This is a genomic window from [Clostridium] fimetarium (assembly GCF_900111235.1).
In the GTDB taxonomy this organism is placed as follows: Bacteria; Bacillota; Clostridia; order Lachnospirales; family Lachnospiraceae; genus Clostridium_N; species Clostridium_N fimetarium.
In genome coordinates this window covers 1-21719 of record NZ_FOJI01000002.1, presented here as the reverse complement: position 1 = coordinate 21719, position 21719 = coordinate 1, and the positions used below count along the sequence as shown (strand labels likewise).

The 21719-nt window shown below is 33.7% G+C and carries 15 protein-coding genes and 1 other RNA gene; 3 read left to right on the top strand and 13 right to left on the bottom strand.

Annotated elements, in window-relative coordinates; genetic code table 11:
• Positions 1-154: 154 nt before the first annotated feature.
• Positions 155-1000: a PHP domain-containing protein gene (locus tag BMY18_RS02520; RefSeq protein ID WP_092450273.1), complete on the top strand. Its 846-nt coding sequence runs from the start codon at positions 155-157 to the stop codon at positions 998-1000.
• A gap of 40 nt (positions 1001-1040) precedes the next feature.
• Here BMY18_RS02520 and BMY18_RS02515 read toward each other — a convergent pair whose 3' ends face one another.
• From BMY18_RS02515 to pheA, 3 genes are all read right to left on the bottom strand, one after another.
• On the bottom strand, positions 1041-3173 hold the full coding sequence (locus tag BMY18_RS02515) for an RNA degradosome polyphosphate kinase (protein ID WP_092450270.1): 2133 nt from the start codon (positions 3171-3173) through the stop codon (positions 1041-1043).
• Between the two features lie 14 nt (positions 3174-3187).
• Complete coding sequence (locus tag BMY18_RS02510) at positions 3188-4732, bottom strand: Ppx/GppA phosphatase family protein (RefSeq protein WP_092450269.1); 1545 nt, start codon at positions 4730-4732, stop codon at positions 3188-3190.
• 453 nt (positions 4733-5185) lie between these two features.
• On the bottom strand, positions 5186-6316 hold the full coding sequence (gene pheA, locus BMY18_RS02505; RefSeq protein WP_092450267.1) for a prephenate dehydratase: 1131 nt from the start codon (positions 6314-6316) through the stop codon (positions 5186-5188).
• A 178-nt stretch (positions 6317-6494) separates the two neighbouring features.
• Here pheA and BMY18_RS02500 point away from each other — a divergent pair, with 178 nt between their 5' ends.
• Positions 6495-7499, top strand: a complete 1005-nt coding sequence (locus BMY18_RS02500) for a DUF5050 domain-containing protein (protein ID WP_092450264.1) — start codon at positions 6495-6497, stop codon at positions 7497-7499.
• A gap of 75 nt (positions 7500-7574) precedes the next feature.
• Positions 7575-8432, top strand: coding sequence for a YitT family protein (locus BMY18_RS02495; protein WP_092450261.1), 858 nt, complete (start codon positions 7575-7577; stop codon positions 8430-8432).
• A gap of 297 nt (positions 8433-8729) precedes the next feature.
• Here BMY18_RS02495 and BMY18_RS02490 read toward each other — a convergent pair whose 3' ends face one another.
• The 10 genes from BMY18_RS02490 to BMY18_RS02440 all read right to left on the bottom strand — a co-directional run bounded on the left by BMY18_RS02490 (position 8730) and on the right by BMY18_RS02440 (position 21588).
• On the bottom strand, positions 8730-9329 hold the full coding sequence (locus BMY18_RS02490) for an accessory gene regulator B family protein (RefSeq protein WP_092450259.1): 600 nt from the start codon (positions 9327-9329) through the stop codon (positions 8730-8732).
• A gap of 222 nt (positions 9330-9551) precedes the next feature.
• Entirely contained in the window at positions 9552-10844 is a 1293-nt protein-coding gene (locus BMY18_RS02485; protein WP_092450257.1) for a GHKL domain-containing protein, read from the bottom strand.
• Positions 10831-11559 carry a LytR/AlgR family response regulator transcription factor gene (locus tag BMY18_RS02480; RefSeq protein WP_092450255.1) on the bottom strand — a complete coding sequence of 243 codons (729 nt, stop codon included), beginning with the start codon at positions 11557-11559 and terminating at the stop codon, positions 10831-10833. The genes BMY18_RS02485 and BMY18_RS02480 overlap by 14 nt, the downstream gene beginning before the upstream one ends.
• 296 nt (positions 11560-11855) lie before the next feature.
• An RNA gene (gene rnpB / locus BMY18_RS02475) (RNase P RNA component class A) lies at positions 11856-12215 on the bottom strand.
• A gap of 66 nt (positions 12216-12281) precedes the next feature.
• The gene (locus BMY18_RS02470; RefSeq protein WP_092450253.1) at positions 12282-12641 is read right to left on the bottom strand and encodes a PilZ domain-containing protein; all 360 of its coding nucleotides are present in this window, start codon (positions 12639-12641) and stop codon (positions 12282-12284) included.
• A gap of 51 nt (positions 12642-12692) precedes the next feature.
• On the bottom strand, positions 12693-13724 hold the full coding sequence (gene queA / locus BMY18_RS02465; RefSeq protein WP_092450251.1) for a tRNA preQ1(34) S-adenosylmethionine ribosyltransferase-isomerase QueA: 1032 nt from the start codon (positions 13722-13724) through the stop codon (positions 12693-12695).
• A 1276-nt stretch (positions 13725-15000) separates the two neighbouring features.
• On the bottom strand, positions 15001-17424 hold the full coding sequence (gene pheT, locus BMY18_RS02455) for a phenylalanine--tRNA ligase subunit beta (protein WP_092450247.1): 2424 nt from the start codon (positions 17422-17424) through the stop codon (positions 15001-15003).
• A 333-nt stretch (positions 17425-17757) separates the two neighbouring features.
• Positions 17758-18777 (bottom strand): phenylalanine--tRNA ligase subunit alpha, encoded by a 1020-nt coding sequence (gene pheS, locus BMY18_RS02450; RefSeq protein WP_092450245.1) that lies wholly within the window; start codon positions 18775-18777, stop codon positions 17758-17760.
• Positions 18778-19363: 586 nt separating this feature from the next.
• On the bottom strand, positions 19364-20746 hold the full coding sequence (locus BMY18_RS02445; protein WP_092450243.1) for a DUF2304 domain-containing protein: 1383 nt from the start codon (positions 20744-20746) through the stop codon (positions 19364-19366).
• An 11-nt stretch (positions 20747-20757) separates the two neighbouring features.
• Positions 20758-21588, bottom strand: coding sequence for a hypothetical protein (locus tag BMY18_RS02440; protein WP_092450241.1), 831 nt, complete (start codon positions 21586-21588; stop codon positions 20758-20760).
• Positions 21589-21719: the final 131 nt, after the last annotated feature.

Sequence of the window (21719 nt, the reverse complement as noted above, 5' to 3'; positions counted from 1 at the left end):
TACACCTTATTTAGTAACTTTGCAACATGTTCATAAAGCATTTATGTTTGACAAATATATTTTATTTGTATATCCTAGATTTATTGATAAATAATATTATTCTACTCTAGAATTTTATCATAAAATCTGTTATGCAATTGAAAGGATATAGAAAATGAAAACTATCGATTTACATGTACATTCTACTTATTCTGATGGGACGCTTACGCCAGAAGAGCTTGTTATATTAGCAAAAAAGCAAGGCCTCTCCGCCATGGCCTTAACCGACCATGATACAATTATTGGAGTTGAAGAAGCAGTAGTCGCCGGTCAAAAATACAATATAGAAATTATTCCTGGCATTGAACTTAGCGCTGCTTACGGTTCTAAAGAAATCCACATCATCGGATTATATGTGGACTATAAAGACAAAACATTTAACGATGTATTAGAAGATCTAAGGGATATAAGAAATGAACGTAATTTAAAAATTATCCAAAAATTTAAAGAAATAGGCATTGAAATATCAATTGATGAAATGAAACAGCTTTATGGTAACGCAGTTATTACCAGAGCACATTTTGCTGATTACCTTTTAGCTAAAGGCTATATCAAAAGCCGTAGCGAAGCATTTGAACGCTATATTGGTGAAAATGGCCCATGTTTCATGGCTAGAGAAAAGCTAACACCTGAAGCGACAATACAACTTATCACAGCAGCACATGGTGTTCCCATTCTTGCACATCCTACTCTTTATCATTTAGGAACTTCTGAAATGAACAAATTACTTAGCTATCTTTGCAAAGCCGGGTTAAAAGGAATCGAGGCAATATATTCTACTCATTCAATTGGTGAAGAAATCCAGATCAAAAAATTAGCAAAAGAAAACCACCTGATTATCTCAGGCGGCTCTGATTTTCACGGTACTAACAAACCTTATCTTAACCTTGGAACCGGACGAGGACACCTCTGCATCCCATACGAAGTACTTGAAACCATCAAGATAGCTGCTAATCTTTAACTTCTTCTTTTTTAAGTCCCAAAATTTCTAGTTTATCAAACTAGAAATTTTGCTCCTTGATTTTCGCATTTTCCCTTGGTATAAATCTTCTTGTTCCTTTTCTTTTATCATCCGAATTATTCCTAGCGATTGCCTCTGCACAAAATATCTCTTGTGCATTAATCACTTCTTTTCGCCCTCTTCTATCTACTTTTTCATAAGAACCATCTGTCTGAAGTATATGGCTTTTTTCATTATCACTAAGCTGTATTTCTAAAATGTGTAATACTTCTTTTTTTAGATTTTGATCTTCAACCGGGAAAATTATCTCAACTCGCTTGTCGAGGTTTCTTGGCATCCAATCGGCGCTTCCTAAATAGATATCGTCATAACCACCATTTTCAAAGTAGAACATTCTTGCATGCTCTAAGAAATTACCTATAATTGAACGTACCGTAATATTCTCACTTAGTCCAATGACGCCTGGAATAAGACAGCATATGCCTCTTACTATCAAATCGATTTTTACACCCGCACAAGACGCTTTGTAAAGTTCATCAATTAAGCGCTTATCGCTAAGCGAATTCATCTTGATTATGATATGCGCAGATTTTCCTTCTGTTGCGATCTTTATCTCTCTGTCAATCAGATACAAGAATTTATCTCTAAGCCAAATGGGTGCTAACGATAATTTGTTCCATTTCAATGGCTCTGAGTATCCTGATATCATATTAAATACGGCAGTCGCATCTTCACCAATTTGATTTGCACAGGTCAATAATCCAAGATCTGTATATAACTTCGCTGTTGAATCATTATAATTACCAGTTCCAAGATGAACATAACGTTTTATACCATCTTCTTCTCTTCTAACTACAAGTGTTATCTTACAATGCGTTTTTAATCCCATAAGTCCATATATTACATGACATCCAGCCTTTTCGAGCTTTTTTGCCCATATAATATTGTTTTCCTCATCAAATCTTGCCTTCAATTCTACTAATACTGTAACTTGCTTGCCTCTCTCAGCTGCTTCTGCTAGTGATGCAATAATTAGTGAGTGTCCACTCACTCTGTATAAAGTTTGTTTGATTGCTAAAACCTGTGGGTCATTTGCAGCTTTCCTTATAAAATCAACAACTGGTTCAAACGATTCATATGGGTGATGTAACAGAATATCGCCTTCTTTAATTTGTGTAAATATATCTTCATCACAATTTAACCCACATACCGACTGTGGCATATATTTCGGACTCTTTAATTGATCAAATCCATCAATGGAATATACCTTCATCAGAAATGTCAAATCGAGTGGTCCATTAATATAGTATATATCTTTGTCTTCAATTTTCAGATTCTTTTTAAGCATCTTTAACAATCTTTTATCTATCTTTTCTTCGACTTCAAGCTTAATTGCCTCTCCCCACTGTCTTTTCTTAATCTGTTTTTGGATTTCCTGTAAAAGGTCTGCAACATCTTCCTCATCAATTTCGAAATCAGCATTTCTCATAATTCTATATGGATATGAGGTTATAACATTATAATTTAGATATAGCTTCTGTATATTTTTTTCAATTATTTGCTCTAATAAAATTACAGTTGTTCCTTTTTCACTAGGTATTTGAATAATTCTTGGAAGTACTGAAGGTACCTGAACCGTTGCAAAGTCCAATTCCTTATCGCCATTTTTTCTCTGTAATAACGATGCAATATTAAGTGTTTTGTTTCGTATCAGCGGAAATGGTCTCGAAGAGTCAAATGCCATAGGTGTCAAAACCGGATACACCTCATTTTCAAAATACTTGTCTACAAATTCCTTTTGTTTATCATTCAATTTATTAAAATCAGATACTATATTGATATCGTTCTGTGCTAGATGTGGTATCAAAATGTGATTTAACGTAGAGTACTGAAGTGATACCAACTCATGTTCAAGCTCATTTATTTTATCTAATTGAATTGAAGGTGTCATTCCTGCAATATCCTTTTTTTCATAGCCTGCAGAGACCATATCTTTAAGGGACGCCACCCTAATCATTACAAATTCATCTAGATTAGAAGCCGTAATGCTTAAAAACTTCAGTCTTTCAAATAGTGGAATGTTTTTGTCTCTCGCTTCACTTAATACTCTATTATTAAACTGCATCCAGCTTAATTCTCTGTTAAAATAATTTTCACTTATAGGCATTTCCATATTATATCCCCTCCTTACTTTTTCCTTTGTTTTATTACAATACTGATTCCATAAACCTCTTCAAAGAAAGTTGCTTTCTCATCGAGCAATCCTTTTTCCAACGTTATATCATCATATGTATCTGTTGAAATAATTAGTTGTTTTTCTTCCACATACATTTTTGTATTAATCATCTTCTGCTTGTGGCTTCTGTCTAGTGCATTCGCAACACGCAGAATTGACATCATCTTTGTTACCGTTATATACATATTCTTATATTTGCCATCTATTATCTCACTTCTGTAGTCAAAATCCAGCGTATTGTATTTTACAATATGAGCAACGATATCTCGCTCTGCATGAGACAATCCAATAATTTCCGTTGACATAATGATATTGTAAGCTGCCTCTGCTGGATATATCAGACTAACATATTTGCCACAATCATGAAGGATTGAAGATATCTGTAGTATCAGTCTTTCTCTTTTTCCTAGTCCATGGTACTTCTTCATTGCATCAAATATCTTAAGTGCATTTTCCTCAACAAATATTGTATGTTCCATATTACACTGATATCTGATTGAAATCACCCGAGCTGCTGAAAGAATATCGTCCATGAAATCATGATTCGGCTTAATTAATTTATTCTTTTGTGCATACTCAACTGCTAATCCATCTCCAAGTTTTACATTTGGCATCCATAAATTAACGGCATGTGTAAAATGAAATATTCTTCTAAACAACATAACACTAGGTATAATCAAACTTGCCTGAACTTGTGGGACATTAAGTATATCTGCAAGTTGTTCCTCTGTATTGTTAAGAATCAATGCATACAAATCGTAGAATTCCTCTTTTGTAATAATTTCTTTCTTTTTCAGCCCATTTTCCATCGCTTTTTGATTGAGGCATATATAGGTACTATTTTCTCCAGTACCTATAATATTTATTATATTTCTATCCTTCATAAATATCTTGTATAACGTTTCAATGTCATTATCAATATACTCTTCAATAATTTCACGATAATTCGCAGCATTCTTAGCAAGCTTCGCAAGCATTTCCCGAATTCTTAACGCACCTAATCGAATATTTTGAGTAGTTATCAACGAACCCTTATCAAATAAAGTAACTTGTGCACTGCCAGCTCCCATATCTATTAATAAAGTCCCATTTTCAATGATTTTATCGAAGTTTTTTTCATTAATTGCAAATGCCTTATAACTTATATATCTTTGCTCTGAATTGGATAATATATCAACATCAAGACCTGTTCTCACCTTGATTCTGTCAATAATATTTTGCGCATTAACAGCTTCCCTTATTGCACTTGTCGCACACGCTCTATATGCTTTAATATCATATGATTTCATAATCTCACGGAAATCATACAAAACATCACATAACTCATCAACTAATTCGGAACTTATCTTTTCAAAATTATAAGTTTCCCGCCCTAACTCAATAATATGACTAATTCTGTCAACTTCATTAATCCCATTCTTAATTGATATTTCAAATATCTTCATTTCCAACTCATACGAACCCACGCTAATTGCCGCAAACAATGTAATTGCCATACACACTCCCTCCCCCGCCAACTCGCGGCCACTTTATTTTCTTTTGTTCCTATCTTCAGTTACTGTTTCTATTACTATCTTTTGTTACTGTCTTCTGTTAATATCTTCTGCTCTTATCTTCTGCTCTTATCTTCTGCTCTTATCTTCTGCTCTTATCTTCTGCTCTTATCTTCTGCTCTTATCTTCTGCTCCTACCGTCATTGCGCCGTACTTATTCCAGTTCGATTCAACCGCAAAATCATTACTTTGTCTTCGCAGAATCATTTGACGGTATGCCTAAGTTACTTATGGATTCATTGTGTGCGTTAAGAAAGAAAGTTCTACTGTCTGACGAACGAAGTGAGGAGTTTAGAACTTTCTTTCTTGCCCTTAGCACACAATGAATCCATTAGTAACTTGCATACAAGGAGATGATTCTGCGAAGACAAAGTAATGATTTTGCCACTCTCGACCTCAATAATTCCCAAGCAACTTTATAGAGTTTGCTTCTTCTTCTATTCCTCTTAACGCATTTTTAACTGCAAGATCATCAATATTTCCCATGAAATCTACAAAAAAGCGAAATTCCCAGGCTCTTCCTTCAATTGGCCTTGACTCTATTTTGGTCATATTGAGACCATTATATATGATATGGCTCATGAGATTATACAAAGTTCCAGCTTCATCATTTGTTTCAAAACAAATACTCATTTTTTTGGCGCCTTTTACAAATATTCTCTTATTGGTAACAATAACAAATCTGGTTGTATTATTATCCTCATCGTTGATATTTTCAGCAAGGACTTTAAGTCCATAGCACTGAGCTGCTTCTTTACTAGCAATTGCGACCTGCGTCGGATCCTTATCTTCTAATATTCTTTTTGCACTTCCTGCCGTATTGGGCTGACCTATCTGCTGCCAATCCTTATGACCGTCAAGATATTTTTCACACTGTAGTAAACCCTGTGGATGTGAATATACCATTTTAATATTGTTCATATCAGTCTCTGGTAATCCAAGGAGTGCATGTTCTACTTTCACATATGTTTCTGCAATTATATAGTTATTGTATTCCTGAAGTAAATCGTATACTTTTGCAACCGTACCTGTAGTTGAATTTTCAATAGGAAAGACTGCAAAATCTGCATCTCCATTCTTAACAGCTTCCATAACATCACGCCAAGTATCAACTTGAATGTGATTAACATTCTCACCGAAAAAACGTTTCATAGCAATATAGGTATAAGCTCCTGGAACTCCCTGATATACAACTTTACAATGTTCTTTATCTATATGATCTATAATTTCACAAGGTTGGCGAAGTGTTAATCCATTAAGTTCCATCAATCTATACTGCATCTTACGGCTCATCGCCATAATCTGAGTAAATAATTCGTTCACACCATGCTTATTGGTTTCATCTTTAACCATATTCTCTATCGCTTTTAACTTTGATTCTTCACGTGAAGTATCAAGGATCTTTTTGCCTGTTTCTATTTTATAATTTGCAACATCTGTGGCAAGTTGCATTCTTTCTTCATATAGGGAAACTAACTGTTTATCTATTTCATCAATCTGTCTTCTTATTTCATTTAGATCTAGCATAAAATGTACCTCTCATATAATTCATTTTTATTAAAAGTAAGCTAACAATTAAGGAAACGTATCCTTAAGTTTGAAGTATTATAACATATTTATACTATTATAACACTATAAAACATGCTATAATAGGACATAAATTTAATATTATTTCGAGTTATTATAACAAATATGAGGTATACGAATGAAAAAAAGGAAAACATATATATTAATTTTTTTAGTAATTTTAATTATAGGAATTTTTGCTTATTTCCAGATAAAATCAAGAATACATTTCAATGATGATAATGTTGTTGGTAACACTGCTGGTAACCTAAACAATGGCGGAACGTTTAGCGAGGATAATGGAATTTTATATTTTTCCAATCCATATGATGGTAACAAGCTATATTCGATGAATTCTGACTGTACAGATCCAAAAAAGTTAATTGATGACCGCATTGCTTCCATTAATGTTCATGGAAACTATATCTATTATGTCAAAAACAATTCAATAGGAAGTGCTGCCAATGCAGCATTAAACAGCGACCTCACAGGAGTATTTAGATGTAACCTGGATGGTAAAAAAGTTGTTTCGTTATATGATAATATTTCAAGTACGATAAGTCTTTGTGGCAATTATATATATTATCAACACAATGACAAAAAGACCGCATCTTCTCTTTACAAAGTCAAAATTGATAGCTCTGATAATAAGTTGATTTCAAAAGTAGATTACAATCCTTCTAGCTTTTACAATGGCAAGATATATTTTTCCAGTATAAAAGAAGACCATAATATCTACACGCTAGACACGAAAACCAACTCCATTTCAGCCTACTATTCAGGAAATACAAGTTATGCCGATATGGAAGGGGATTTTCTATATTATATTGATCTTGATAAAGGATCCTCACTTTTACGACTGAATACAGAAAATAAAACTGTCGAACTTTTATCCGCCGGCCATTGCCTGAACTATAATGTATATGAAAACAAGATTTTCTTTTTAAAAGATGGAGACGACGCAGGCTTATACCGAATGAATATAGATGGTTCAAATGTAGAGCTCATTGCAAGCGGTAATTTTATTAACGTTCAATGCACTTCTAACTATACATTCTTCCAGTATTTTAATAAGCCAGATCAATTATATAGAGTTTCTACTGCAGGCGCTATTCGTACAATTGAACAAATCACAATAAAATAAAGAAAATGTTTTAAATAAGGGTAATACTATAAAATGAGGCTCATGTTATGAAATAAAAGAAGAAGGAGATTCTAAATGAAAAAGAAATATATTCAAATGTTTGCTACTATTAACAAATTTTTGCTAATGTTGTTGGGAGCAGTCCTTGCATCGATCGGCCTCGAGATATTTTTAATACCAAATAACATAATAGACGGTGGAATAACCGGTATCTCAATAATGGCAAGTTATTTTACAAATATTCCGTTAGGCGTATTTATATTTATACTAAATGCACCGTTTCTAATTCTCGGTTACAAGCAAATAGGAAAGACATTTGCACTCTCAACATTATTTTCAGTTGTTTGTCTTTCAATTGGTGTATCAGTTTTACACCCCTTTTCTGCTCTCACGCAAAACACATTATTGGCAACAATATTTGGTGGAATTATACTTGGGGCAGGTATCGGATTAATAATAAGAAATGGTGGATCATTAGATGGTACTGAAATCATTGCAATCATATTAGATAGGAGAAGCAGTTTCTCTATTGGAGAAATCGTAATGTTCTTTAACTTATTTATATTAGGCGGTTCAGCCTTTGTATTCGGATGGGATAGAGCAATGTATTCACTAATTGCCTACTTTATTGCTTTTAAGACGATAGATATTACTGTGGAGGGTTTAGATGAATCAAAATCGGTAATTATTGTATCCCAAGAACATAAAGAGATTTCCATGGCGTTAACAGACAGGCTTGGAAGAGGCGTTACCTTGTTACATGGGGAAGGCGCATATAAAGGTGACACCACAAACGTCATATATGTTGTTGTATCACGATTAGAACTTGCTAAATTAAAAGGGATTGTTCATGGGTTTGACGAAAATGCATTAATTTCTGTTGGAAGTGTGGAAGCTACCGGAAAAAATTATGGAAAGAAAGCGATTCATTAAAAAGGATGATTTCAACACAACATAAATCATAAGCGAATAAAATAGAATTTTGAAAATAGGTAGGGCGAATAACTTAGTTATTCGCCCGTTCATTATTATAATATCAAATTAAATATTTTAATTTTTCACATTTGTAACTATATATAATTATATTCCCTCAGAATCGTAATCTTTTAAATTAAATTATATACTATAATAATGTTGACCTATGATAGTGTTGACCTATGATATCACCCACAATACTGACTCTTTTAAAGCTTACTTCTTCCTGAAATGTTTTTCATAACACTCTTGCAATTATTTTACTACTTTCTTCATGCCTATTCTTCGTTGCTTAATTATACTTAATATCATAAGCAACGTTACTTCAAGAAGTGTCACAAGTATTACATTCGAATACTCAAGATTATAATTTGAAGCAAATGCTATTATGAACACATATATACTAAGAACTACTAGGCTTTTCGTTTTAATCGCTTGAATATTTTCTTCATCTATTGGCTTAATAGAATTCTTGATCGGAGAATATAATATAAATATTATATAGCAAATCACTATCCCTAATATTAGAAATAGTTTTTCATCAAATGAAGCCAATATTTGTTCACTAAATTCAACACTAATAAAACATGAAACAAAAGTAATAAAAGTGGACTGCCAATGTTTATTCGCATGATATCCCCCAGAAAACATTCTTGTAGTCGTAAAAACAAAAACAAAGACTACCGTAAGTAAAAATTTCTGAATTACTACACCAATTATTAGTAATAATATCGTATCTACTAATCCGCTTAACAGAAGTATATATATATTATGATATATCTTCTTTTCTGATTTTTCTATTACCGCCCTACTCAAATAAGATTCAGTTAACATATAAGAAAGTCTAGACATCATGAGTTGTTCACATTCCCTTCTCTTATACAATAACTGATATTAATTTTTTTTCAATAGACTTGGCATACTTTACAGTATAAATGGCATACTTTGCATTATAATGCAATTTTATATTGTTATTTGTAGTTTCAAGTCGATTCTAGTCGGATTTGATTCATTGGGATTCACTCGTTTATTTTCATAGATTTGCTTCTGTTTATTGGGCTTTGTTAATTGGCTATATTAATTTGGTATCATAATATGTACTGCAAATTGATTGTTCTTCTCGTAGCAATCAAAATTACCTTCAAATTTATTTATAGTATCTCTTACGCTTAATAATCCAATACCATGTTCTTTTGGGCTCTTCTTGTTCGTATTTAGAGTTGGGTTATTTTTTAAAACTGAGGTTTCAATATTATTAGTAACAATGACATTATATATCCCTTTATGCCTAAATATTTCCAATATAATTTTGTGTTCAATTAACAATTCAAGCTCTGCCTCAATTGCATTATCTAGTATATTTGAAATCATTATTGCAATTTCCAATTCTTTTTCTTTCTCAATAGCAGCCGAAACTTGTAATTCGAAAGATATGTTTTTACTTTGACAAATCCCAACTTTTTCATTAAGGATTGCATTAATCATATTATTATTCTCTATATATACAATTGAGTTATCAGATTTTATATCAACGAATTCTTCTATTTTACTAATAACATCTTCTATCTCATTATTTTTTAGCATATCCAAGAAAATAGTAAAATGTCTGTTAATATCATGCTTCAGCTTTCGTGTTTCGTCATACATTTTTTGCGTTTTTAAGAGTGATGATTTTTGTTCCTCTAACTGTATTTTTAATATTTTATTAATTGATTGATATTCCTTATCTTTACTGATTTTACCTATCAAAGCAAAAGAAATAGCTGTAATTGCTAATAGTAAGGTTGTAACTGAAATCATCTGAATTTGTTCTAACAAATTCATACTTACATTTACAACAATATTTAATAATATAATTGAGATTACAGTTGCGGACACAAAATATATAACTACTAATATCCACTCATCTCGCTTTAACTTTACAAATTCATTCACCCTATCAAGGCATAAGTAAGCGAAAAATATAAGCAATAATTTTGTAATTACTAAAACCATTATTCTTTGAACAGATCCTTCTTGTACTAGCATTTCTGCACTAATACCACTAAAAAGGGATACTAACTGTATTGTGGCCATATTAATAATAGCCATAACTAAAATGATTACAATATCTATAGTTGCCTTTTGAGTCTTGCTTCCTTTTAAAAATGTTACAGCATATGCAAAAGTCAATATAATTTGTGTTACTACCTGCAGTACAAAATAATCTGAGAGATAATAAGCTATCATAAATAACGGTATTATTCCAAATGCAGATATTAACATCTCATTTTTATATTTCACTTTAAAATATCTGTTTAAAAAATATACAATTACGATAGCGTCTAATATACTAGCTAAAATTTCAGCGGTTTTACTAATTATTTCCATGTACACATGTCCTCACATATTCTAAGTGCATATTTTTTGTCATTTCGATTTTTTTTCTACTTATTGGTAAAACCATATCGTTATCTAGATAGATTCCATCGTATTTTACAAAACGAATATGGCTTACATTCACCAAGTATGCAATATGTACCCTTATGAATTCATAATTAATCAACTTTATTTCATAATCAAAAATTTTACCTCTTATCTTATAATCCTTATCCATACATTTAATAAAAATATAGTGGCCTTGGCTTTCAATATAAATGATATCCTTTAATTTTAATTTTAGTTTTTTCTTATCTATTTCAATTTCACAAAATTCATTTTCCTTCTTATACTTTTCCTTTAATCGATTAATTACTAACTCTAATTCCTCATTCACTCTTGATTTTCTTATAAAACTAAATGGTCTATAATTAATTGCATCAAAAACCAGGTCATCTCTATTCGTTACAAACACAATATTGATCTTGTCTGATATTGAACAGATTTCATGTGCCACTTCCAACCCAGATAAATTCTCCATCTCTATATCCAAAAATATCACATCAAAATATATTTCTTTTGAGATGATTGCATCTAAAATAGCCCCACCTGAATTAAATTTGAATATTTCATGATCTCCGCCATGTCCGTCTATTATACAAATAATTTTATTGTATAGGTAGTCTAACATAATATTCTCGTCATCACATATCGCAATTTTATACAATGTTTCACCTCGTAATTCACTTATGTCATTTTAAATACTATATCTTATAATGTATTGTACTATATGGTAAATATTAGTCAACCGAAAGTGTCCTTTTGTTCGAAAAAAAGCCACATTTGAGAAGAATTTCCCACCTGTGACTTTACTTTTCTAAGTTTTCACGACTATAACTTTATATTTTTAGGTTTACATGATTATAACTTTATATTTTTATGATTCTATGATTTTATGCTTCTATGATTTTATATTTTTCTGTTTGCACGATATAACATTCGTGATTAAATATATTTTAATTGTAAATGAGCAAAACTATAAGCCGGGTCATGTATTAGATGATCATCTATCTAGGTCTATTGTTACCAATAGACTCAAGCGGCCTACCTAAAAGCACGACGAGCAGCCGTATCGCTTTTAATTTGGTCTTGCTTCGAATGGGGTTTACATCTGCCCTAGTTGTTACCAACCAGGCGGTAGTCTCTTAAGCTACCCTTCCACCCTTACCCTCGTACTTAATGCACGAATGGCGGTATATTTCTATTGCACTAGCCTTGGAGTCGCCTCCACCGGACGTTATCCGGCATCCTGCTCTGTAAAGCCCGGACTTTCCTCACATGCGGCCTTTCGGCACTTGCATCTGCGATCATCTGTCTTACTCACCTACAAGTTAATATTATATATCAAATTATAACATCCATCAAGAATTTTCTGATAATTCTTTTTAACTAAATTCTTCCATACTCACATAAAATCTGAAACACATCAATTTTAAATTGATCTGCCCCATTAATTCCAACAAAATGACAACCATACACTGTTTCAGGTTCGCCGTCATTCTCCATTCGAATTATTTTAATAATCGAACTGAATCGTTCTCCATTCGAAAGTACAATTACAGTATCGTAGAGTCCGTTAAATACTAATACTTTCTGTGTTTTAAAACCCATTCCTTCTTTGGAGATATTTACCACGTCCACTTCTATTTCTTCATTAGAATCAGTAGTAATTTCTTCATTTTGAATTGTTCTAAGCTTAATTTTTACATTCATCCCTGTTCGCTTAGATTTTCTATGATCATTTTCCATATACTTATCCCCCTATTTCTCTCAAAAATATAAACCCAATTTATTATACAACTAATGAATCAACATTGCATCCCCAAAACTAAAGAATCTATATTTTTCCTCCACTGCAGTTGCATACGCATTTAGTACATGTTCTCTTCCTGCTAATGCGGAAATCAGCATGATTAATGTGGATTCAGGTAAATGGAAATTCGTTATAAGCGCATCAATGGACTTAAATGTATACCCTGGATATATAAATATCTCTGTCCACCCACTACTCGCCTCAATCGTTCCATCTTCTTTTGCCGCTGATTCAAGTGTTCTGGTGCTAGTTGTTCCAACAGCAATTATCCTACCGCCATTTTTTTTGGTTTCATTTATTTTTTTTGCCGCTTCCTCATTAATCATATAAAATTCTGAATGCATATGATGTTCAAGGATGTTTTCTTCCTTAACTGGTCGAAATGTTCCAAGCCCCACGTGAAGCGTTACACTTGCAATAGTCACACCTTTTTCCTTGATTTTACCTAGTAATTCCTTAGTAAAATGAAGTCCAGCCGTTGGTGCTGCAGCTGATCCCTGATACTTTGCATAGACTGTTTGATACCTATTTTTATCTTCTAGTTTATGTGTAATATAAGGGGGTAAAGGCATCTGCCCCAACTCATCTAATATTTCTTCAAATATACCATTATACGAAAATTGAATCAGCCTATTTCCTTCTTCGACGATATCAATTACTTTAGCAACTAATTTCCCATCTCCAAACGAAATCTCTGTTCCAACTTTTGCTTTTTTACCTGGCTTAACAAGTACTTCCCAAATATCCTTTTCATCTGGCTTTCTCTTGAGCAAAAGCACCTCAATTGTTGCCCCTGTTCCAACTCGCTCGCCAATAAGCCTTGCCGGAATTACCTTTGTATCATTTATTACTAAGCAATCATTTGGTTCTAAATAATCTATAATATCCTTAAATATTTTATGTCTAATTTCACCTGTATTCTTATCTAGGACCATCAATCTTGAACTAGATCTATCGGATAGGGGGTCCTGAGCGATTAAGGCTTCGGGGAGTTCATAAAAGAATTCTTCTTTGTTCATATTTTCCTACTTTCTACTTGAGTATATGGAGGGAACTCATGCACTGCTGGTGTCTGGCATATGCTTGTTCCATGAAACTTTTTTAGTGCAACTAAGCATGGCATTCAAGTTTTCTTATTTGCAGGCACTCTTGAAACTCGCTGCGCTCAGACAGTCAAGAGTGCCTGCGAAAAATTGACTGCCATGCAAAGTTGCACACAAAAAGTTCCAAAGTCACAATCATATGCCAGACACCAGCAGTACATTCGGAGTTTCGGCCCATGGACTTATGGTATTGGCGTCGGCTGGCGCCGCGCCCGGTCACGACCGAGTGGTTAACAAAGGAAGTTTTAAAGCGCTAGATTCCTTTGTTGCCTCCCGGGGGGAGGGGAGTGGTTATGCTTCCGAGGGGCTACAACGGAAGCTTAAAAGCGCTAGATTCATTTGTCGCCTCCCGGAGGGGAGTGGCTATGCTTCCGAGGGGCTACAACGGAAGTTTAAAAGCACTAGATTCATTTGTAGCCTCCCGGGAGGGAGTGGCTATTCTTCCGAGGTGCTACAACGGAAGCTTAAAAGTGCTAGATTCCTCTGTCGCCTCCCGGGAGGGAGTGGCTATACTTCCGAGTGGCTGCAACGGAAGCTTAAAATCGCTAGATTCCTCTGTCGCCTCCCGGGAGGGAGTGGCTATACTTCCGAGGGGCTACAACGGAAACTTAAAAGCGCTAGATTCCTTTGTCGCCTCCCGGGAGGGAGTGGCTATTCTTCCGAGTGGCTGCAACGGAAGCTTAAAAGTGCTAGATTCCTCTGTCGCCTCCCGGAGGGAGTGGTTATGCTTCCGAGGGGCCACTCGGGGGCAGTTGCAGTGATGGAAGCTCGAATGTATGATTGGTGTTGACAGGTGGGCTTCCGACTTAGAAGCTTTGCGTGTAGTTCTTAATATGCGAATTCAAGAAATTTCGCATACGACTTTTAATTGTTTGAGCCGCTAGGCGAGTTTTAAAAGTCGTATGCATATAGAAATCTTGAATTCGCATATTTAGAACTACTAGCAAAGCTTCTTGGAGGATGAACACCTGTCAACACCAATCATACATGAGTTCCACATAAGACTTAATTGTTTGAGCCGCTAGGCGAGTTTTAAAAGTCGTATGCATATAGAAATCTTGAATTCGCATATTTAGAACTACTAGCAAAGCTTCTTGGAGGATGAACACCTGTCAACACCAAGCATACATGAGTTCCACATAAGACTTAACCTGTCAACACCAATCATACATGAGTTCCACATAAGACTTTCTTATTGACGCAGTTCTATGCCTAGATCACTAAGCTCCTTGAGTATTTTACTCATAACCTCATTAATGTCTTTATCTTCAAGGGTTCTGTCAATTGCTCTGAAACTGATTGAGTATGCAACTGATTTGTAACCGGATTCGATTTGTGAACCTTCGTAAATATCGAATAGATTGTAGCTTTCGAGAAGCTTTCCGCCTCTTTTTTCTATAATTGCTTCGATTGTTCCTACCGTGATTGATTTTTTCATTACCATACTGATATCTCTTGATACTGCTGGATATTTTGCGATGCCTTTATATTTTCTGTCAAAGGTAGCTAATTCGACTACTTCTGGCATATCAATAACTGCAACATAAGTTTTTTCGCCGATGTCATATGTGTCTAGAACATCTGGGTGAACTTCACCTAAATAGCCAATTACATTGTTATTGTACATTACATTTGCTTGTCTTCCTGGATGAAGAAATGGTTTCCCTGATTCTGAATCGTAAGTTGGTCTTTTGTTTAAGCCAACCTTTTCAAGGAATTCTTCAATAACTCCCTTCATTGTAAAGAAATCTCCTTCTCCAAAAAATCCTAATGTAAATTGCATTCTTTCTTCTGGAAGTTCCGTTACTGGAAGCTGTTTTGGAAGATAAATATTTCCTAATTCATATAATTTAACATCTTTATTTCTTCTATTGTAGTTCGTTGCAAGTGATGTAAGCATTCCATTTAATGAGATTGTTCTCATTATGCTGAAATCTTCACCAAGTGGATTTAATATTGTAACAGTCTTTTTTAACTCTGAATCTGCTGGTATCTTTAATTTATCAAATACTTTAGGACTTTCAAATGAATAATTCATTCCTTGTGAAAATCCGCAAAATTCTGCTATATCTCTAGCAACATCTTCAACTCTTGCCTTAAATGATAATTTTCCAGTTGTTGCTTCGCCTGTTGGAAGTGAAGTCGGAATATTATCATAACCAAAGAATCTAGCAACTTCTTCAGCAAGATCATTCATGCATAAAATATCCTGTCTAAATGTAGGCGCTATAATTTCATTGGTGCTTTCATCATATTCAAGTTCAAGTTTTTTAAGGTATCCTAGCATATCTTCTTTTGAAATATTAGTTCCAAGTAATTTATTGATTTTCTCTGGATTAAATGCTACTCTTACTGGTTCTCTTTTAACGGGGTATTCATCAACCATTCCGCCAACGACTTCTCCAGCTTTAAGTTCTTCAATTAACTCGCAAGCTCTATTAATTGCAGCTTCTGCATTGTTAGGATCAAGTCCCTTTTCAAATTTTCCTGAAGCATCTGTTCTAAGTCCAACTTTTTTAGAGGAAATTCTAATATTTGTTCCATCAAAGCAAGCCGCTTCAAAAAGCATTGTTTTAACATCATCTGTAATTTTTGAGTTTTCTCCACCCATAATACCTGCTATGCCGACCGCTTTTTCTTCATCACATATCATAAGAATGGATGAATCAAGTTTTCTGGTTTGTCCGTCAAGTGTAACAAATTCTTCACCATCATTTGCACGTCTTACGATTATTTTATTTCCAGCAATTGTATCATAATCATAAGCATGCATTGGCTGTCCAAATTCTTCCATTACATAGTTTGTAATATCTACAATGTTATTAATTGGTCTAATTCCACATGAAGCAAGTCTTCGTTGCATCCATTCTGGTGATGGAGCAATTTTGATATTTTTAACCATTCTTGCAGTGAATCGTGGGCAAAGATCTTTTGCTTGAATATCAACTTTTATAAAATCATTTACATTTTCGCTATTTCCTGTTGCTTTTACAACTGGAAGTATAAGTTCTTTTCTAAATGTTGCTGCGACTTCTCTTGCAATACCAATAACACTGTAACAGTCTACTCTGTTTGAAGTTACTTCATATTCAAATACTGCATCTCGAAGTCCAAGATATTCAATACAATCTGCACCAACTACTGCATCGTCTTTTAAAATGTATAAACCATCTTCTGGGGCATCTGGATAGAACTCTCTTGATGAACCAAGTTCTTCAATTGAGCACATCATTCCAAATGATTCTACTCCTCGAAGTTTGCCTTTTTTGATTTTAATTCCGCCTGGCGTTATTTTACCGTCATGACCACCTGCAACACGACCGCCGTCGATAACAACTGGGACTTTGGCTCCTACGAAGGTGTTTGGAGCGCCAGTTACGATTTGAACGGAAGTGGTTCCTATATTTACTTGGCAGATTACTAGTTTGTCTGCGTCTGGGTGAGCGGTTATTTCGGTGATTTGGCCAACTAGAATTTTGTCTAGGTCAGCATCGAAGGCTGAAAAGCTCTCTACTTTGGTACCGGAGAGGGTCATGGCATCGGTGTATTGTTGGTTTGTGATGTCGGAGGGGAGAGATGGCACATATGCTTTAATCCATGATAATGATGTATTCATAATTTTTTGGGGTCCTTTCTGGGGAGGGGGGGATTATTGGGGTTATGATATATTTGTTTAAATTATAAATTAGTTTCATAAATTAGTTTCATAAATTATAAATTAGTTTAAATTACTTTTGGGGGTGCACGAGCTGCGCCGTGCAAGGGGGGACGGGGGGGGGGAAGCAAAAATATTTCTATGGTGACTAAACGGGAATCTGCCGTGTCAAGCGAAAAAATCTTCGATTTTTTCGCTTGGGGGCGTTCGCCCCATACCTGCGACTATAAATGAAAATGCGTGAGCGAGCTCACGATTTTTATTTATAGTCGCAGGTACACGGCTCATCGTGGGTCAAAATTGTCGCAAAAACCTTACGTCGTTTTCATACAGCAATCTCATATCATCAATTTCATATTTCAACAATGCAATTCTTTCAAGCCCTACTCCAAATGCAAATCCTGTATATTCATCGGGGTCTATTTTGCTCATTTCTAGGACTCTTGGGTGGACCATGCCACAGCCGAGTATTTCTATCCAGCCTTCGCCTTTACACATTCTGCAGCCTTTTCCACCGCATTTGAAGCATGTGACATCCATTTCTGCACTTGGTTCTGTAAATGGGAAATGATGAGGTCTGAATTTTACTTTTGTTTCTGGTCCGAAAAGTTCTTTTGCAAACTCTGCTAATGTTCCTTTTAAATCCGCAAAGGTTATATTTTTATCAATTACTAGACCTTCTACTTGATGAAATGATGGTGAATGTGTTGCATCCACTTCATCTGCTCTAAAAACGCGGCCTGGTGCGATCATTCTGATTGGAAGCTTGCCTTTTTCCATTTCTCTAACCTGTACTGGCGATGTTTGCGTTCTAAGGACTATATTTTCACTGATATAAAACGTATCCTGTTCATCTTTTGCTGGATGATTTGCAGGAATATTAAGTGCCTCAAAATTGTAGTAATCGTACTCAACTTCGGGTCCCTCTACAACTTCATAACCCATTCCAATAAAGATTCTTTGTACTTCTTCAAGAGCAATTGCATTCGGATGACGATGGCCTACATTATTTTTCTTTGCAGGAAGCGTTACATCGATTACTTCATTTTTCATCTGAAATTCTCTTTTTTTCTTTGCCATTTCATTTTTTGCTATTTCAAATACTGCTTCTATTGCTTGCCTTGTATCATTTACCATTTGACCTACCATCGGTCTTTCATCAGCAGATACATCTTTCATTCCTTTTAATACTTCTGTAAGTTCACCCTTCTTACCAAGAAATGCAACCTTAATATCATTCAATTTTTCTAAAGAATCACTCTCTTTGATCTGCGCCAATGCTTTTTCTCTAATACTCGCTAATCTTTCTTTCATTTTAAATTCCTCCTTAAACTTATTAAAAACACTATTTGTTCTGATTTCCGAAACATTGTTTGGTTAAATTCAAGCTACACTTTACTTGAAATTGTGCCCACTCGGGAGCAATAAAATAACTCCGCCCCTAGAAAGGGACGGAGTGAAATATTCCGCGGTACCACCCTAATTCCTGCTAACATATTCATGTTATTCTTACAGGCACTTAGTATGCTTAACGTGCATAACCGTTGTTTCCTACTGTATCTGCTTTACGCATAGATATTCTTATGCCAATCGATACATTTTAAAAACACAGCTCCAGTGTGAAATTGAATTCTTACCCGAACTAATGGAAGCTTACAGCCCATGGCTTCCAATCTCTATTAGAAAATAAGAATCTATTAGATTATACTTCAATCACTATTTCTGTACAATCTACACCTTCATCGCTTTTAAATATTATATATTGTATAAAATAACTATTATACAAACCTATCGTCTATTTTATCATAGAGAAAATATTTTGCAAGTAAAAATTTCTAAACTATTAAATTTTGAAACCAGTTAAATTTTAAAAACCAGTTAAATACAAATTAATTAAAATTTACTTACTAGTTTTACTTTCATAATTCTCAAGCATTTTTAATACTTCCTTTGTATATTGAGGATTATCAATGGTCACTCGCTTAATGTCCATTTTTACCTCATTTAATCGATTCATATTATACTCAATCTGCGTTTTCAACTTCTGACGACGAAGTGATAATCCATGTCTTACTTCTGCCATCTCCTTTGGATCAATAAGTGCTTTGACCTGCGCTTGCCAAATATGAGGATCATAAAGTCGCAAATCCTTAAGGTTTGTTTCAAGTCTAATTTCTGCATCATTTAATTCATCGGTCAAACGGCTAATTTTTAGTTTTTGTTTTTTTGCTTCGAGATATGCTTCATACTGATTACTGAGTTGATAAGAGCTTTTAACACCATACTTGGCATATTCATAATCAATTGTATTTGCATTATTTATATATTTTATTTTAACCTTATTTAATAAACTGATTGCCTTATTCAGTTTTATTTCTGTCACGATTACTTGTCTTTCTATATTCTTTAAGTATGCAAAAAGTCCAATTGAAAATAATGCAGATAACCCAATAACGATTAAAAATAGGAAATTAGTCTCCTCTTCAATAATCAGGCTTGATGCAACAAATATACCAAATATAATGAATAAACCAAGTATTGACATCATTGAAACTTTTTTAATTTGCTTATGATTTTTAATTAAATCTTTTGCATCCATTCTAAGTGATGCGCGCTCACCCTCAAGTATTTTGAGATCTTTTTTAACTGTTTGAAAATAAGACTCATTATTCTGTAATTGCATTAACGCACCTGGCATTTCCGGTTCAATACGCTCCATTCTGAAATATACGTCATTTGATAACTTACGTTCAGTTGTATGAGAATTTTTTCTGTCAACGGTCAAACCAGAAATGGTTTCTGCTAATTTGCTTAAATTTTTCCTGATATTTTCAGGTGCTGCTTCAATTAGCTGTATATCTGAAGCATAAGAGATAACAACCGAATACTCTTGCTTTGCTTGATCAATATATTTTGATGTTTCATTTAATATGTCACATTGACTATTGATATATTTCTCAATATCTTTTTGGGAAAATCTTCTGAGATTAATATGCTCAAGCCTATTTGACTCTCTTTCTTTTATTGCTCTTTCATACTGTTCTTTAATTCCTTTTTCATATTGTTCTTTCAATTGAATATCCGTCAAATGTGAATTCAATTGCGCTTCCAATTTTGCTTCTTCTTCTAAATCAAATACGGCACGTGAATATCTAACTTTAGATATTGTTCTTTTCATTTCACTATTATCATATATTAAATCTTCTAAATTTCTTAAATTACTTTCATAATCATCTTCTTCATGTTCTTTTTTTCTATTCCCAAATAGCCCGAATAATCCCATTTTTCTCCATTCTAAGTAGTGAATTTAGTATATTGCTTTTTCCATTCCTCTAAAACTACATCAATTGCTTTGTAAGATTCACTTACAAGTCCATCATTTTTTAATGAATTTATATGTTCTAGTTCTTTGTATTCTTCACTATATGACGCATTATCCATCAGGGTTTCAATTTCCCTATTAAGAACATATACCTCTTCTGAATCTTCATTGGAATCGTTTGTATCTTTAAATTCATTTCCTAGTGCAAGTTTTTCTGCGACCATTCTACATTTCAAAGATTCTTCATGCTGCCCGATTTTATAAGCCTCATTAAAATATTCAATGGATTGCTTAAACAAATACAGATTCGCATAAGATACCCCCATATTGTGGTATACTTTTGCATAAAAAATTCCAGGCAAAGTATTATCTTTATCACTATTTATTATATTACTATAATTTTTCATTGCACTAAAGTAGCATCTGTTTTCTAGAAAGCCGTCCGCTCTAGCCTTCAACCGTTCTAATACATTCTGTGTATCAAGCGTTAGCAATATTTCGCGTAATTCTTCAATCTCACTCAAGTTATAATAATCAACATATTTAAGTATCGTTATGACGATTTCAGCAAGTCCAGCTTTTTCTCTTATAAAATAATCTAACTTATCCGCTAATTCTGCTTCTTTTATTTCATAACGAATAAACGCAACCAATTTATTATCAACCAAATCAATTCCTATCAAATATATGTTATTGTATATGTAATAACACAGTTCTTCTAAAGAATATATCTTTAAATCCATATTACTTATATAATATGGATTTTCTGCCTCTCTAGTTCTGCACAAGATCAAACCGCTCATATCTTCCTCATTTCTACACCTTATATCTTTTTATCTTTTTATCTTTTATCTTTTATCTTTTATCTTTTATCTTTTATCTTTTATCTTTTATCTTTTATCTTTTATCTTTTATCTTTTATCTTTTATCTTTT